This window comes from Acinetobacter lwoffii (assembly GCF_029024105.1).
In the GTDB taxonomy this organism is placed as follows: domain Bacteria; phylum Pseudomonadota; class Gammaproteobacteria; order Pseudomonadales; family Moraxellaceae; genus Acinetobacter; species Acinetobacter lwoffii.
The window spans coordinates 2,429,682-2,445,272 of sequence record NZ_CP118963.1 but is presented as its reverse complement, the minus strand read 5'-3'; the positions used below and the strand labels follow the sequence as shown (position 1 = coordinate 2,445,272).

Genomic DNA, 15,591 nt, shown 5'->3' with positions numbered 1-15,591 from the left:
ATGCCAAATCAACAAACAGGCATCGACAAAGCACAGATTTTGACAGAAGCTTTGCCGTATATTCAACGCTTTGCGGGTAAAACCCTGGTGGTAAAATACGGCGGTAACGCGATGACCGATCCTGAGCTGGAAAGTTCATTTGCACGTGATATCGTATTATTAAAAACCGTCGGTATTAATCCGATCGTGGTGCATGGCGGTGGTCCGCAAGTCGATTCCATGCTGAAACAGCTAGGCCGTGAATCAGACCGTATCGACGGCATGCGCGTGACTGATCCTGCGACTATGGAAGTGGTCGAGATGGTGCTTGGCGGTAGCGTTAACAAATCTATCGTGAATTTGATCAACCAGCATGGTGGCCGTGCGATTGGTCTTACCGGTAAAGACGGCAACCTGATTCGTGCGCAAAAGCTGCTGATGGAAAAAGTGGCTGAAGATGGTTCAGTTGAGCAAATTGATCTGGGTCTGGTCGGTGAAGTCGTTGGCGTGAAAACTGATGTTCTGGAAATGTTTACCAATAGTGACTTTATTCCAGTCATTGCCCCGCTAGGTGTCGATGAAGAAGGCAATACCTATAATATCAATGCTGATTTGGTCGCTGGTAAAGTCGCTGAAGCCCTAGGTGCAGAAAAACTGATTCTACTCACCAATATCACCGGTGTCTTGGATGAAAATAAAAACCTGTTGACTGGTTTGACCACTCAAGAAGTCGATCGTCTGATCGAAACTGGCGTGATTTATGGCGGCATGATTCCAAAGGTCGGTTGTGCGCTGGATGCGGTAAAAGGCGGCGTCGTAAGTGCACATATCGTGGATGGCCGTGTACCTCATGCCAGCTTACTAGAAATTTTCACCGATCATGGTGTGGGCACCCTCATTACCAATCGTGCCAATCCGCATCGTTCTTAAGCCAATTTTTGCAAAAAAGAGTCTCAATAGAGACTCTTTTTTATTTGGATTTCTTATAGCCACCTATTTGAAATGACTAGGACAGTCATGCACAATAAGCTTCTAAGTAAATAGAGAGCTGAAACCAGACCATGTGCCAACTGCTCGGAATGAATTGTGCCACCCCGACGGATATTACTTTTTCTTTTCGCGGGTTTTCCCAGCGGGCGGGCATTACCTCTGATCATGCGGATGGCTTCGGGATTGCTTTCTTTGAAGATAAAGCCTGCCGTCTGTTCGTTGATAACCAGTCTGCGGTTGAGTCGCCGATTGCCGAGCTAGTGCGTAACTATCCGATCAAATCACGTAATGTGATTGCCCATATCCGTAAAGCCACTCAAGGCAAAATTAATCTGGAAAACTCGCATCCTTTTAGCCGTGAACTTTGGGGGCGGCAATGGATTTTTGCCCATAATGGCGATTTATATGATTATTTTCCTGAACTGTCAGGGCGCTTTACCCCAGTCGGAAATACCGACAGTGAGCGTGCCTTCTGTTACCTGCTGGATCAACTGGTGAAACGCTTTGGCTATCATGAGCCGAAACTGGATCAGGTTTTCGATCTTCTAGCTGAAATTTCACCTGCAATCGCGGAGCATGGCACCTTTAATTTCTGCCTGTCGAATGGTCAGGCGCTGTTTAGCTATGCGATTACTAAACTCCACTGGCTGGTACGTGAATACCCGTTTAGACCGGCTCAGCTGATTGATATTGATGTCGAAGTGGACTTTAGTCAGGTCACGACCCCTGAAGATCGCGTCGCAGTGATTACCACTGAACCATTGACCCAGAATGAAGAATGGACTGCCTTCCAGCCCGGTGAAATGATCCTGTTTCAGCATGGGGCGAAAGTACGTTCTCAGTTGACGCATGTTGAACGTCTGGAACGTGAACGTCTTGATCCTTCCTTAAAACGCGTCACGCGAGCTGATCAATATTGAAATGCGATTAAAGACGGAGTTTAAACGTAAGCGTCCGCTGAACACACCTTCTGAATTCATCCTATAAGCCTTAATTTAGTCCCCACTTAGAAACAAGTGGGGACTAAAATTTATGACTACAAATCACCAGACATCCATCGCATCTCTTGCGAAAAAACGAAGAACATACAGTGCTGAATTTAAACAGCAGATCGTTCAGGCTTGTAAAGCACCAGACGTTTCAATTGCTTCAGTCGCTTTGCAACATGGATTGAATACAAATCTTGTATCCAAATGGATTCGCTTAATTGATGCTAAGCCAGGGAATGATCGCTCACCACTACCGAATAAACCTGCATTTATTGCCTTATCTTGCTCTGCACCATTAGATCCTACTCCTACTGACATGTTAAAGGTTCAAATTACTTTACCCCACTCAAAAGCAGAAATTGGCTTGAAATGGCAAGTATCAGAAATATCTGCTTTAGCAGAATTACTCAAGGCACTTGCAACATGATCCGTATCGATGAAATCTGGTTGTCTACCCAGCCCATGGACATGCGTGCGGGTATGGATACGGCCATGGCGCAGATTATGAAATCCTTTGGTTCAATCAAACCGCATTGTGCTTACCTGTTCTGTAATAAACGTGGCCATCGTATGAAAGTACTGGTACATGATGGATTGGGCATCTGGCTGTGTGCCCGGCGGCTGGAACAGGGCAAATTTCACTGGGCTCAAGTTCACCAAGGTGAAACCGTGGCCCTCAGCCCGGAACAGTTACAGGCACTGATCCAAGGTTTGCCCTGGCAGCGCATTGGACGACAGCAGGTGGTGACGATGCTTTAAACCAGGCTGTTCCATTCTGCTATTCTCCAAACGTTCTATTTCATTCTTCTCATGACCTCAGGCATACTGCGGTCATGAATACGCTGCCAGACTTAAGCCAACTGACCCATGAACAACTGCTGGAATTCACCAGGCAGTTGGCGTTGCAGCATCAGTCTCTGGCACAATCAAAGCAAGAATTAGAAAAATCAAACCAGCAATTGGATGCCAAAGTTCAGCATCTTGAAGCATGCAACCAACATCTTTCCATTCTCAATCAAAAATACGAGCATGAACTGGCGCTGTTTAAACAGCACAAATTCGGCAGTAAAAACGAACATCTCACCGCAAAACAAATCCATCTCTGGGATGAAGCGGTCGAAGAAGATATTGCAGCCGTTGATTTGGAACTGGAACGGCTGAATGCAGATAAAACCGATGCAGCGACACACAAAGCCAAAGCAAATAAACCTAAACGTCGACTGCTGCCCGATCATCTACACACCATCCGTATTGAGCATGAACCTGCATCAACCCAATGCAGTTGTGGCTGCCAGTTACGTCGTATCGGCGAAGATATCAGTGAAAAACTGCATTTCAGACCGGCACAGTTCTATAAGGAACAGCATGTGCGTGGTAAATGGGTCTGTGATCAGTGTGACACCCTGACTCAGCAAGCGATGCCTGCCTATGTAATTGATAAAGGCATTGCTTCACCTGAATTGCTCAGCCATGTGCTGGTATCGAAATATGCCGATCATTTGCCGCTGTACCGTCAACGCCTGATCTATCAGCGGGCGGGAATCGAACTTTCTAGATCAACGTTATCTGACTGGATAGGTCGCTGCGGAGTAGAACTCGAACCTCTGGCCAATGCCTTAAAAGAGGTGGTACTACAACAGCAGATGCTGCATGCCGATGAAACGCCGGTCACCATCATGCGGATGGGTGATGATGAGAAAAAACCGAAAAAAGGTTATGTCTGGGCCTATGCCACTACACAGTACAATCCAGTTCAGGCGGTGATCTATGACTTTCAGGATAGTCGTTCAGGCCAGCATGCTGAAGCGTTCTTGAAAGGCTGGCAGGGCTATCTAGTCTGTGATGATTACAGTGGTTATAAAGCACGCTTTAAATCAGGCCAGGTCATTGAGGTGGGCTGCATGGCCCATGCACGTCGTAAATTCCATGAACTGCATGTGACCGGGAAAAGTCAGGTCGCTGAACAGGCATTGGTGCTGATTCAGAAACTGTATGCGATAGAAGCAGAGCTCAGGAAAAAGACCGATGGTACAGCGGAAGACCGCCGCGAATACCGACAACAGCATAGTCAACCAGTGATGCAACAACTATATGAATGGCTCAACCAACATCATCTGACAGTGCCATCGAGTTCTCCCACCGCCAAGGCCATCAATTACAGTCTGAAGCGTTGGCCAGCCTTAAGCCGCTATCTGGATGATGGCAATCTACCTATTTGCAATAATTGGGTCGAGAATCAGATGCGTCCCTGGGCGTTGGGGCGCAAGAACTGGCTGTTTGCTGGCTCGCTGCGCAGTGGTCAGCGAGCGGCAAACATCATGACGTTAATCCAGTCAGCAAAGCTGAATGGGCTGGATCCGTATGCCTATTTAAGTGATGTGCTGAAAAGGTTACCGACACATAAAGTGACCCAGATTGAAGAGTTACTGCCACACTGCTGGAAACCTAAATTGAATTAAAAATTGGTATGGGATTCAGCGGACGCTTACGTTTAAACTCCGTTTTTTTATATTTAAAAAATAAGAAAAAATCTAAGAATAAATAAAGGCTTATTGTGGATTTTGGTTAATTAATATCTTAGCCTTTTACTCAGGATAAATTATTTTTAATTATATATAACAGAAACTTAAAATGAAAAAGCCGGATTTAGGCGGAAAGCCGACTAATTTGCTTCATTTTTATTTGAATCAATACGCTATATGCTCATTTTCACGTTATAAGTCCTTAATATTTATAGGTGGTCGTAATGAAAATGAAATGGGTTCCAGATTATAATACTGGTATCGATGTGATTGACGATCAGCACAAACGAATTCTCGATTATATCAACGAAATTGATGGAATTGATGCCAATACCGAGCGTGCCCGTATTAAACAGATTCTTGATAATATTATTGATTATACCCAGTCGCATTTCACCTTTGAGGAATCTCTTCAGGAAGAAGCCGGCTATAAATATCGGGTGCCGCATAAACGTGTGCATGACCTGTTTATTAAGAAAATTGAATCTTATCGTGACCGTTTTGAACTGGGGCAGTCGATTGAACATGAACTGCACGAAGTATTATCGAAATGGCTGATTAACCATATTCAGCACGATGACGCCGATTATGTCGGTGCCGTGAAAGAAAATATGATGGGCATCATCAAGGAAAAAGAAAAGAAAACCGGTAAAAACTGGTTCGCTCGGTTTTTCTCATAATAAAATATCTAAAGAGATAACAAGAATTACAATTTAATTATAATTTTGGCGCAGCAAATCACCGTTAAGGTGGTTTGCTTTTTGTTTTTGATTTTCACCGCTTCACAAGGCAAAATAGCGCTAGATTTTTATAGGAATGCATCATGCAGGACAATGCTATGTCAAAATGGTTATCGCCGCTGATGGCTTTCTGTTTATCGTTTATTATCATCGCGACGCTCGCACCGATAACCGGTATACAGATTGATCGTCAGCTGGATTTCTGGATGCTCTGGTTAGCCACCATGCTGATTCTGGCACTTCCAGTCTGCTACTTGGAAATTGCTTTGGCCAAGCGCTCTAGAACAACGCCATTACAGGCGCTGTCAACGCTGACCCGTGAAGCTGATGCGTCACAGAAATGGCGTATTGTCGGCTGGTTAAGTGTGATTTTTATTCCGTTTCTGGCAGGTGCAATGCTGAACAATGCCAGTAATGTTCTGGCGGTTGCTGCACTTGATCTTGCACCGAACCTTTTGTTGATCGGATTGACAATAGTAGCGTTGGCCCTGTCACTGCTACCGCGTCAAATTTTATTGGCTGTTACAACGATTGGGGTGCTCGCATCTCTGGTTCTGGCCAATGTAATGGGAACTGCACTACCTGCATGGCAAGTCACGCCAGTCGAATTCTCGGAATGGGGCAATGCCACCGTATTAGCGCTGGTGGCAAGTGGTCTGGGCATGGGCTTGTACTGGCAGTCTAGCCTAAGCGCTGTACAACAACAGGATGTCGCCAGCAAGACGGTATTGCCGATCTGGATTGCGCAGCTCGTTGCTGTCATTGCATTTGCTTTCTTTGCTGTGCAAGCGCAAATCCCTGCATTCACCTTGGTCGCAGCGATGGTGGCAGCTGCCGCATTAATTTTGCAAATGGCACGTGAACAGTTACAGCAACGTCAGCTTCATCCTGCGATTCAATGGGCGATTGTGGCGGCGGTTACGCTGATCTGGGCTATTCCAAATCTAAGCCCAATTTTCAATGTGGTCTTGCTCGTCTGGGGCTTATTGATTTGTTTGATCTATGCATTATTTGCCGGCTGGATCATGAAGATCAGTCATTTGCGTAAATCAATGAATTTTAGCTCTGAAGCGTTTTATAACATCTGGCGTATTGCAGTACGTGTGGTGTTGCCGGTCGGGATTATTCTGGCAATCATTGCTGTCTTAGGACAATTCGTCTGATGAGTGAGGCGATGATCTGGGTAGCGTATGCGACGTCAGAAAAACAATTTCATCTAGCCGTGCCATTTCAGCCCGGCATGACGGCACTGGATGCGATTGAGCAGAGTGGAATCCGTGAGCAGGTCGACTTGCCTGAACCGTTATCTCTGGGCATCTTTGGGGTGCGTTTGCAAGATCATCAGCAGCCACTGGCAGCAGGGGATCGGGTAGAAATTTACCGAGCACTGACCATCAATCCTAAAGACATCCGACGTAAACGCGCCGAGAAAAATCCTGTGGGTCGTTATGCCAGAGGCAATCTTTTAAGAAAGCTGAAACCATCTTCCGAATAGAAAGCGGCTTGAATGAGCAGTAGCCTCAATGATCTGCTCAATCAATCAGCTTAATTAAAAAAGCCCCTAATGATTCAGGGGCTTTTTCATGTGAAACCGACTATAGTGGGGGAGCATTTAAAATCGCTTCTTTTGATCCTGGTAAGCCGGGTTGAGATTCTGGAATCGTCTCCAGACCTTCAACACGTTCCACGATACCAGACTGGTTAAAGTAGATTTTCAAATGCTGGCCTTGGGCTGCCGGGATCTTGGCTTTTTTAGCGTAGGTTCCTGGGGTATAGTTATAGATGTAGTCCCAACGTAAAGGATTCAGTGGATCGCTTACTGTTGGACTGCCCAGTAAGAAACGCACCTGTTGATGGCTCATTCCCACCTGAATTTTAGCGGCTTGTGCTTGGGTTAAAGGGGTTCCTTGTGGAATATCTACTTTATAAACACCTAATGTCGAACAGCCGACGAGCAATGAAGTGACGAATAACGTCAACATGATTTTTTGCATTTTGCTAAACTATCCCAAATTAATTATGATGCATTTGATCCAAGGATAGATCATACTGCATCTAAACTTTGTTGCATATTCCAACTTTGATTTTGTTGAGAGACCTTTTTACATGACTATTTCAAACCAAGATTTACGAAAAGCTGGACTGAAAGTTACCCTTCCACGAATTAAAATATTAGAATTACTAGAAAATTCAAAACAACATCATTTAAGTGCGGAAGATATTTACAAGACTTTACTCGATCAGGGCGAAGATGTAGGTTTAGCAACTGTGTATCGTGTGTTAACGCAATTTGAAGCAGCGGGCATCATCGAACGTCATAATTTTGAAAATAATCATTCAGTTTTTGAAATTATGCAGGAAGATCACCACGATCACCTGGTATGTTTAAATTGCAGCAAAGTTGTTGAATTTATTAATGACACGATTGAAAAAGAGCAGCATGACGTTGCTGAGAAATTTGGTTTTGAATTAACCGGTCACTCACTGAATCTGTATGGCTACTGCGATGCGACTGCATGTCAGGAAGTGTTCCGTAAAAAATAATTTGAGCTCTGGTTCAAACAAAAAAAACAGGCTTCATGGGAAGCCTGTTTTTTTATGCGCTCAATCCGATCAGGACTGACCGTCAAAGGTGATATTGGAATGTGCACGCAATAAATGGCTGCCACCTTCTTCTGACAGTTTGATTTGCAAACGCAGGTCGTTGGGTGAATCCGCATGTTTCAGTGCATCTTTATAGCTGATCTGTTTGGCTTTATACAGATCATACAGCGCCTGATCGAAGGTCTGCATGCCCAGTTCACGGGAACGCTTCATCAGATCCTTGATCTCATGCACATCACCTTTACGAATCAAGTCGGCAATCAGTGGCGAGTTAATTAGAATCTCAATGGCAGCGCGGCGACCATTGCCATCGATGGTTGGAATCAGTTGCTGTGCCACAATCGCTTTCATGTTTAGGGACAAGTCCATAAACAGCTGATTATGCCGGTCTGCTTCGAAGAAATGGATAATCCGGTCAATCGCCTGGTTAGCGTTGTTAGCGTGCAGGGTAGCAAAGACCAGATGACCGGTTTCGGCAAAGGCAATCGCATAATCCATGGTTTCACGTGAACGGATCTCACCAATCAGAATTACATCCGGTGCCTGACGCAAGGTGTTTTTCAGAGCGATTTCAAATGAATCTGTATCAATGCCGACTTCGCGCTGGGTGATAATACAGCCCTTATGCTGGTGAATAAATTCGATCGGATCTTCAATGGTAATGATATGACCTTTGGAATTTTCATTGCGATAACCGACCAAAGACGCCAGCGAGGTTGATTTACCGGTACCCGTTGCCCCGACAAAAATAATGATGCCACGTTTGGTCATCGCCAGTTCTTTTAAAATTGGCGGTAACTTGAGTTCATCCATAGTTGGAATAACAGTTTCAATCCGACGCAAAACCATCCCCGGTTGATCGCGTTGCTGAAAGGCACTGACACGGAAGCGGGCACTTTTGTCCGGTGTGCTGATGGCAAAGTTACATTCACGACTGTCAGCAAATTCTTTACGCTGCTTTTCAGTCATGATGGAATTGAGCAGTTGTCCTACTGCCGCACCCGGTAATTTTACTGAGCCAATCGGTAAAATCTGACCATTAATCTTGATGGATGGTTCGACATCGGCAGTAATGAACAGATCCGATGCTTTTTTCTCCACCATATAATCGAGTAAGCCGTTAAAATCCATGTATATAAACCCCAATACAATTCAATTTTCTTATAAAAATGCTTCTGGCTGTTTGGCTGCAGTACGTGCAACTTGCGGGCTGATCAAACCTTTGGACACCAGTGTTTTCAGGGTCTGGTCCAGTGTGGTCATGCCATAGTTGGCACCGGTCTGAATTGCTGAGTACATTTGTGCGACTTTGTTTTCACGAATTAGGTTACGAATCGCCGGAATACCAATCATGATTTCATGCGCCGCCACACGCCCACCGCCATTTTTCTTCAGCAGAGCCTGTGAAACTACGGCTTGTAGGGATTCAGACAACATGGCACGTACCATGTCTTTTTCTTCAGCAGGGAATACGTCGATCACACGGTCAATGGTTTTGGCCGCTGAGGTGGTATGCAGGGTGCCGAAAACAAGGTGACCCGTTTCTGCCGCAGTTAAAGCCAGACGAATGGTTTCAAGGTCACGCATCTCACCGACCAGAATAATATCCGGATCTTCACGTAATGCAGAACGTAATGCTTCATTAAAGCCATGCGTATCACGATGCACTTCACGCTGGTTAATCAAACATTTCTTGGACTGATGCACAAATTCGATCGGATCTTCGACGGTCAGAATATGGTCATAGCGGTTGTCATTAATATAATCCAGCATCGCCGCCAAGGTAGTTGATTTACCCGAACCGGTTGGACCTGTGACTAGTACCAGACCACGTGGATATTCACAGATATCTTTAAAAATCTGTCCCATGCCCAGATCTTCAAGGGTCAGTACTTTAGAGGGAATGGTACGGAATACCGCACCGGCACCGCGGTTCTGGTTAAATGCGTTGACACGGAAACGTGCCACGCCAGGCACTTCAAAAGAAAAGTCAGTTTCCAGATTTTCTTCAAAATCACGGCGCTGTTTATCGTTCATGATGTCATAAACGAGTTTATGCACTTCTTTGTGTTCTAATGCTGGCAGGTTGATGCGACGAACTTCCCCATCGACACGAATCATTGGCGGTAAGCCCGCAGACAAGTGTAAATCCGACGCACCATTTTTAGCAGAAAATGCCAACAATTCTGTGATATCCATAAGGTCCCCGAGTTCATTAAAATGTTAATTATTTTGATAGAATAATAAGGCTTTCCCACAGCTTAACCAACACTTAGTTCATGGGCAAGGGAAAAAAAGATGAATGAAATGAGAACCCCATCAATGAATATGTTGCAACAGTCACGAAATCAGGTCTTAGTGCAAATTGAAACTGCCTGTATTCAGGCCGGCCGCGAAGCAGATGCGGTGCAACTGCTTGCCGTTTCCAAGACCCAGCCGAGTAGCGTGCTGGCAGATATGTATCAGGCAGGGCAACGTGCTTTTGGTGAAAATTACTTGCAGGAAGCGCTGGAAAAAATCACGGCCCTGAAAGAGCTGGACATTGAATGGCATTTTATTGGACATGTGCAGCGTAACAAGACCAAGCATCTGGCAGAAAATTTTGCCTGGGTGCATGGGGTGGATCGTCTGATTATTGCCGAGCGCTTATCCAATCAGCGTGGAGATGATCAGCCTGCACTAAATATCTGTATTCAGGTGAATATTGATGGTCAGGATACCAAAGATGGTTGCCAGCCGGCAGAAGTTGCAGATTTAGTGGCACAGATCAGCCAACTACCGAATGTGCGTTTACGTGGCCTGATGGTGATTCCAGCACCGAATAATCCTCAATCCTTTGGTGATGCCAAAGTTTTATTTGATGCAGTCAAAGTTCAGCATGCACATCCTGAAGATTGGGATACTTTAAGTATGGGCATGTCTGCGGATATGACCGAAGCGATTGCTGCGGGTTCTACCATGGTTCGTGTTGGCACAGCCCTATTTGGTGCACGGCCTAAAAAAGATGTATAAACTACTAATGTCAGTTTTTTGCAGCAAAACGTTATCGCAGGGTATTGGATAACGCTTTTTTTCTGGCTGGTTCGAGCCATTTAGCCATCAGCCAGGCAAAGACTATTATGCCGAACATGCTCGTAAGCAAGGCTAAAACTGCTCCACCCAGACCATAGCCTAAAGTTGCCGGAATACAGCCCAAAATAAATAAAAGTAAGGGGAAATGGGTGACATACAAGGTATAGGAAAAGTCTGCGGATTGAACCCAGACCGCATGATAATGACTGCGTTGATACTGGAGCTGTACCAGCCAGCAGCTAAAGGCCAGACCCACACAGAAATTAAAAGGGGTGAAATTCGCAGCGCGGTATTGCTGGGTTTCATCGATCATCTGAAACTGGTAAGCATCAAAACAGGCAATTAGAAATGCCAAGCCGAATAGGGCTAATTTGACCGATTGTAAGCGGTTTAAAAAACGTAGCTGGATATATTGAAATGAACAGGCAAAGGCACTAAGCCAGACCAGAAAATAAATAAAAAACTGGATGTTCAGTAATGACAGTATAGCCAGAACTATAAAAAATCCGATTTTGGCGATTTCCGAATTTTTTAAAAAAGGTAGGAATCCGGCCAGCACATAAAACCACACTTCATAGCTCAGGCTCCAGAGCGCAGCATTGGCTGAAACCGTTGGTGTTACAAAGCCATTCAAAAATAGCAGCGAACCAATAAATTCCATCATGTCTACACTATAGTCAGTCCGGATCATCATGCCAAAACTGTGTTGAAAAGCATGAGTATGACTGGCAAATAATAGTGGAGCAAGCAGATATAAAAGCAGCGTCAACCCCATGGCAAACAGAAAGGGTGGTAAAATTCTGCTGCAACGCTGTCGGGCATAACGGTGCAGATTGAACTGACCATGCTGATGAATGTTGTGCTGAATCGAATAGCCGATCAGATAGCCACTTAAGGCAAAGAAAATCATGACTGCAGCCTGCCCAAGCAGGCGTATCCATGAATAAATGCTGGTATCGAAAGGCGCAATAAATGCCTGAAAGCAGTGACTGAATAACACCACAATGGCACTGATACCCCGTAGGCTCTCAAGCTGTAGGCTGAAATAGTGCGAGAGCGTATTCGGGGCAGTGTTCATGATCCTTAGCCTATAATCTGAATGGTACTTGCACCTGCACCAACCGGTTTGACCTGAATCTGTACCGGAATACGTTCATGCATTTCCTGCACATGCGAGATTAATACAACTTTACGACCCTGACTTTGTAAATGATCCAGTGCATTCATCACCATATGTAACGAAGCAGGATCTAGCGTACCAAAACCTTCATCAATAAACAGTGATTCCAGTTTCATGGAGCCGGAGGCCATATTGGCAATCGCCAAAGCCAAAGCCAATGAAACCAGGAAGGTTTCACCACCCGATAGGGACAGCACAGGGCGGACTTCACTATTCATGTCCAGATCAATAATCGCCAGACTCAGGCTATCCGGAATACGGTGTAACTGATAGCGGGGTGCCAACGGTTGCAACTGCTGATTTGCATATTCCACCAGAATATCCAGATGATGTTCCTGGGCAATTTTCTGGAATTTGGTACCTTCCTTATGTCCGATCAGGTCGTAAATACGACCCCAACGGTATTCTTCGGCTTTGATCTGCTCAATTTGCTGCTGATATTTGGCATAGGTGTTTTGATTATTGGCATTCATACGCAGTTTGGCATCAGTTTCATTGAGCACTTCCTGCTGCATTATTTTTTCCTGATGCAGCATGCCAAGTTTTTGTTCAATTTCCTCAAATTCATGTTCTGGCTGTAGTTTTAAATGGGCCTGATATTGTTCTTCAAGTAATTGCCAGGCTGTTCTGGCATTTTCGAGTGCCTGTTTCTGGTTGGCCAGATTCTGACGAATGTGTTGATGGTTGCTCAGATCAATACTGAGCCATTGTTCAATTTGAGCTGCCGTCACTTGCGGATGTGCTGCTTGCCATGCCTGAATATCTTGCTGATATTGAGCCAATTGCTGATCGATCTGCTGAAGTTGGCTGATAAATTCTTGCAGTTTTAAGTGGGTTTGATGCCACTGTTTTTCGGCCTGCGCCGTGCATTGACGCTGTTGTTCTAAAGTCTGCTCTAAGGTCTTGGCTTGTAGCTCTAGTGCATCGCGCCATTCTGCAGCGACACGGTAGACTTGTCCTGCATGTTCTTGGGTCAGTTCAGCCAGTTGTTGACGCAGGTCTTTGCCTTGCTGAATCAACTGCTCTACAGACTGACTCAATTGAGCAAAATTTTGCTGTTCCAATTGTAGTTGATACTGGCTCTTTTCCAATATCTGCTGCTGTTGATGCAGGTCAGATTCCAGCTGCTTTTGTACTGCCAAGTGCTGCATGCGGTGCTCTACTTGTCGTTGCAACTGAGGTAAGCAGAGCATAGGTGGCTGCGACTGGTACTGCTTGGGCAGTATGCTTAAAACTGGGTGTATCAGCTGGTCGAGTTGCTGACGTTGCTGTAGAGCCAGTTGTAATTGGTGCAATTGCTGTTGTTGTTGACGCCATTGTTGTAATTGTTGCTGGAGCTGTTGTTCCTGCTGTTGTGATAGTTCTAGCTGCTGGACCAGACTTTGAGTGTGATTCGCCAGTAACTGGATGAATGTAGGAAGATCATTGTGCTGCTCGGTAACCACTTCCAGTTTAAGTAGTTGAGATTTACAGTCAGCAGAGGATTGTTGAATCTGGTTTTGCAGGATCTGGCAACGCTGTTGCTGTTGCTCAATTACTGTTTGTGCTTTAGACATTTCAATGCGTTGCTGCTGCTGAGATTGCAGTTGCTGATCGAGCTGCTGTTTTGCCTGCCGTAACTGTTGCTCCTGTAGCTGGTTCAGGCTCTGTTCCAGATGTTCATGGACGGCATCGACAAAAGGATGGGCTGGGCTTCCACAGACCATGCATGGCTCATCCGGTTTTAACTGGCCACGAAGATCCTGCACACTTTGCGCATGCAATAAACGTTGCTGGGCAAGTATTTGTTCCAGGTGTTCATAGGCCTGTTGTTCAGCCTGAATCTGCTGATGTAGTGCCTGTTCGGCCTCTTGCTGCATTTTTAGTTGCTGCTGTTGGCTATTTACAGCAGATTGCAGTTGTTCAAATTCTTGTGATTGTTGAACGATTTGTTGTACCTGCTGTTGCAGCAGGTCGAGCTGACGCTGTTCCGCTTGGCGTTGCTGACGCATTTCCTGAATGGTTTTGAGATGCTCTTCTAGCTGTTCCAGACTATGATGCTGTTGTATCCACTGGTTCAGATTTCCTGAAAGTACTGTAACGGTTTTTTCCAGTTCAGGTAAAGGCTGCTTCAGGCTGTCCGGATTCTGTTGCTGCAGTTGCTGATACTGACGCATAAAGTCTTGTATGCGTTGCAAGGTACTTTGCGGCTCCAGATCGAACACATTTAAAAAGCCAGATTCAGCCAATTGTTGTGCAACCTTTTCTTGCCGAGCTTGTAGCTGATTCAAAGTCTGTTGTTGCTGTCGCAGTTGTTCTTCTAAAGGCTGTAGACGAAGGGTTTGAAACTGGCTTTGCTCTGCATGCAGTTTTTTGTACCGCTCTGATACCGTATCAATTGCATGATCCAGCCTTAAACCTGCCTCCAGATGCGGTTTCAGGTTTGCCAAGTGTTGCTGAAACTGGTGCTGCTGTTGTTGTAAGGCTGTAAGTTTGGCTTCTTCTGCTACAAAGCTCTGTTTGAGCGTTTCAAATTCCAGCGTAAATTGGGTGTGCTGGTGCTGAATCTGCTCTTTTTGAGGGGCTAGACGGGTACGACTCACAAACTGATCCCGAATCGACTGGAATTCATCCAGCTGCTCCAGTAGCTGTTGCTGTCCTGCAGATTTATTTACTGCATCTTGCTGTACTTCGTAGACTTCTTTTTTGGCATGGACTTCTGCATAGAGTTTATGTCGGTCCAGATGCCATTGTTTCTCATTTTCTAGCAGTTTTTCTGATTGCTGCAAATTCTGAAGTTGCAAAGACAAAGAGTTCTGCTGCTGTTGTAAAGCGCTGATGTCTTCTTCAGACAGAATTTCAATATGCCCGATCAGCTTTTCCAGATCGTTGCGCTTGTTTTTGACTTCGCTGAATTTCTCTGCAGCTTTCTGACTAACTAGACTGAAAATCTGCGAATTGGTGAGATATTCCAGCAAGTCTGCGCGTTCATTATCTTTGGCTTTAAGAAAGGCACCGACTTCCGACTGTGCCAATAACACCGCGCGGGTAAACTGCTCAAAATTTAAGCCTACCAGTTTTTCAATGAGGGGGGTGACTTCCGATATTTTTTGCGTCAGTGTGGTGTCATCATCCAGACATTTGACGTAGCGGTCTACTTTTAGATTGCCATCGACTTTCTGGCGTGCCCGTTTAATTTCCCAGCGTGCTATATAGCGTTTGCTATCGAGTGCAATAAATTCCAGTTCGGCAAAACCATGCACGCAGCCACGGCGCAGAATATTCTTGGAATCCTTGATGGACACATCCTGACCGCCAGCATCTTTCAGGCTGCCTGTCGCACCTTTTAGGCGGGGGATTTCATTGTATAGCGCCAGACACATGGCATCGAGCAGGGTGGATTTTCCTGCACCGGTTTTTCCAGTAATCGCAATCAATCCGGCATGAGCCAGTGGGCTGGATTCAAAATCAATATGATGAGTGCCAGTGAGAGATGCCAGGTTATTCAGGCTTAGACGTAAAATTTTCATGGCCAA

The 15,591-nt window shown here is 45.3% G+C and carries 15 protein-coding genes; 10 read left to right on the top strand and 5 right to left on the bottom strand.

Annotated features, from left to right (window positions below):
• The 8 genes from argB (at position 1) to PYW33_RS11815 (ending at position 6,715) form a co-directional block, all read left to right on the top strand.
• Positions 1–909: an acetylglutamate kinase gene (gene argB, locus PYW33_RS11850; RefSeq protein WP_004279270.1), complete on the top strand. Its 909-nt coding sequence runs from the start codon at positions 1–3 to the stop codon at positions 907–909.
• A gap of 131 nt (positions 910–1,040) precedes the next feature.
• Positions 1,041–1,889, top strand: a complete 849-nt coding sequence (locus tag PYW33_RS11845) for a class II glutamine amidotransferase (protein WP_004646129.1) — start codon at positions 1,041–1,043, stop codon at positions 1,887–1,889.
• A gap of 112 nt (positions 1,890–2,001) precedes the next feature.
• Positions 2,002–2,385 carry an IS66-like element accessory protein TnpA gene (tnpA, locus tag PYW33_RS11840; protein WP_004646130.1) on the top strand — a complete coding sequence of 128 codons (384 nt, stop codon included), beginning with the start codon at positions 2,002–2,004 and terminating at the stop codon, positions 2,383–2,385.
• Positions 2,382–2,717 carry an IS66 family insertion sequence element accessory protein TnpB gene (tnpB, locus tag PYW33_RS11835; RefSeq protein WP_004646131.1) on the top strand — a complete coding sequence of 112 codons (336 nt, stop codon included), beginning with the start codon at positions 2,382–2,384 and terminating at the stop codon, positions 2,715–2,717. Before tnpA ends, tnpB begins: the two co-directional genes overlap by 4 nt.
• 74 nt (positions 2,718–2,791) lie before the next feature.
• Entirely contained in the window at positions 2,792–4,417 is a 1,626-nt protein-coding gene (gene tnpC / locus PYW33_RS11830; RefSeq protein ID WP_004646132.1) for an IS66 family transposase, read from the top strand.
• Between the two features lie 287 nt (positions 4,418–4,704).
• Positions 4,705–5,160, top strand: coding sequence for a bacteriohemerythrin (locus PYW33_RS11825; RefSeq protein WP_004646133.1), 456 nt, complete (start codon positions 4,705–4,707; stop codon positions 5,158–5,160).
• A 143-nt stretch (positions 5,161–5,303) separates the two neighbouring features.
• A complete protein-coding gene (locus PYW33_RS11820; RefSeq protein ID WP_004646134.1) occupies positions 5,304–6,383 on the top strand; it encodes a hypothetical protein in 1,080 nt (359 codons plus the stop codon).
• Complete coding sequence (locus PYW33_RS11815; protein ID WP_004646135.1) at positions 6,383–6,715, top strand: RnfH family protein; 333 nt, start codon at positions 6,383–6,385, stop codon at positions 6,713–6,715. Before PYW33_RS11820 ends, PYW33_RS11815 begins: the two co-directional genes overlap by 1 nt.
• Before the next feature lie 100 nt (positions 6,716–6,815).
• Here PYW33_RS11815 and PYW33_RS11810 read toward each other — a convergent pair whose 3' ends face one another.
• Positions 6,816–7,214, bottom strand: a complete 399-nt coding sequence (locus PYW33_RS11810; RefSeq protein WP_004279275.1) for an outer membrane protein assembly factor BamE — start codon at positions 7,212–7,214, stop codon at positions 6,816–6,818.
• 112 nt (positions 7,215–7,326) lie between these two features.
• Between PYW33_RS11810 and fur the strand changes: the two genes are divergently transcribed.
• Positions 7,327–7,764, top strand: coding sequence for a ferric iron uptake transcriptional regulator (fur, locus tag PYW33_RS11805; protein ID WP_004646136.1), 438 nt, complete (start codon positions 7,327–7,329; stop codon positions 7,762–7,764).
• A gap of 69 nt (positions 7,765–7,833) precedes the next feature.
• Here fur and PYW33_RS11800 read toward each other — a convergent pair whose 3' ends face one another.
• Positions 7,834–8,955 (bottom strand): PilT/PilU family type 4a pilus ATPase, encoded by a 1,122-nt coding sequence (locus PYW33_RS11800; protein WP_004646138.1) that lies wholly within the window; start codon positions 8,953–8,955, stop codon positions 7,834–7,836.
• 30 nt (positions 8,956–8,985) lie between these two features.
• A complete protein-coding gene (locus PYW33_RS11795) occupies positions 8,986–10,023 on the bottom strand; it encodes a type IV pilus twitching motility protein PilT (RefSeq protein WP_004279279.1) in 1,038 nt (345 codons plus the stop codon).
• 123 nt (positions 10,024–10,146) lie between these two features.
• On the opposite strand from PYW33_RS11795, the gene PYW33_RS11790 reads away from it, so the two are divergent.
• Complete coding sequence (locus tag PYW33_RS11790; RefSeq protein WP_004646139.1) at positions 10,147–10,836, top strand: YggS family pyridoxal phosphate-dependent enzyme; 690 nt, start codon at positions 10,147–10,149, stop codon at positions 10,834–10,836.
• A gap of 31 nt (positions 10,837–10,867) precedes the next feature.
• Here PYW33_RS11790 and PYW33_RS11785 read toward each other — a convergent pair whose 3' ends face one another.
• Complete coding sequence (locus tag PYW33_RS11785) at positions 10,868–11,974, bottom strand: acyltransferase family protein (RefSeq protein WP_004279281.1); 1,107 nt, start codon at positions 11,972–11,974, stop codon at positions 10,868–10,870.
• A gap of 5 nt (positions 11,975–11,979) precedes the next feature.
• A complete protein-coding gene (locus tag PYW33_RS11780; RefSeq protein WP_004646140.1) occupies positions 11,980–15,585 on the bottom strand; it encodes an AAA family ATPase in 3,606 nt (1,201 codons plus the stop codon).
• Between the last annotated feature and the right edge of the window lie 6 nt (positions 15,586–15,591).